Here is a 672-nt window from a genome sequence, read left to right as displayed (position 1 = left end):
GTCATCTCGAAGGTGTGGGAGCACATCCGGACCTGAGTCACGCCGTCCGCGCCCCGGATCTGGCAGCCGCCGAGGCCGCCGACACGTCGATACGGATCCGCAGACCGACCTTCGATGTATCGATCTCTATTCGGCGGTTCTCCTGCGGGATCGAGAGCGCTGTTTCCGTTCGGCAATCCGGATTGTCCGGACCTCAACAGCCTCGCATTAACCGCCCGCGTGCGACGATCGTGCGTCCCGGGCCCGATGCATCATGCGGCTGCGCACCCTCCTCGCCCTCGTCTTCGCCGCCGGAGCGCTGCTCCTGACGGCCGCCGCCACGTCCCTGGTCTCGCAATTCGTCGCCGCGCGCGTGCAGATCCGCGCCGAGGCGCACATCGCCGAACTCGCGGAGCATCTGCGCCAGATCATCGACGCCAACATCGCCGAGCGGCTCGGCGACATGGCCGTGCTGTCGGCGGTCGCCCGGACGAACGCCACGAGGCCCGAAGCGCAGCGCGCGTGGGTCGATGCCCTGCGCGAGAGTTTCCCCGCCTATGCCTGGATCGGTTTCGCGGACCGGTCCGGCACCGTCGTGGCCAGTACCGGCGGCATGCTGGAGGGGGAGAGCGTGGCCGCGCGCCCGTGGTTCCAGAGGGGCATCGAGGCCCCGGCCGTCATCGACGTCCACGA

Annotated in this window: 1 protein-coding gene; it reads left to right on the top strand. The window is 69.3% G+C overall.

Going from position 1 to position 672, the window contains the following annotated elements:
- Positions 1–253 precede the first annotated feature (253 nt).
- A partial coding sequence (locus NS334_RS16645; protein ID WP_206542704.1) for a hypothetical protein occupies positions 254–672 on the top strand: 419 nt, incomplete at its 3' end.

Source organism: Sphingomonas endophytica (assembly GCF_001476895.1).
GTDB classification, from domain to species: domain Bacteria; phylum Pseudomonadota; class Alphaproteobacteria; order Sphingomonadales; family Sphingomonadaceae; genus Sphingomonas; species Sphingomonas endophytica_A.
The sequence above is the reverse complement of the archived record's forward strand: the minus strand, read 5'-3'. Positions and strand labels throughout refer to the sequence as shown.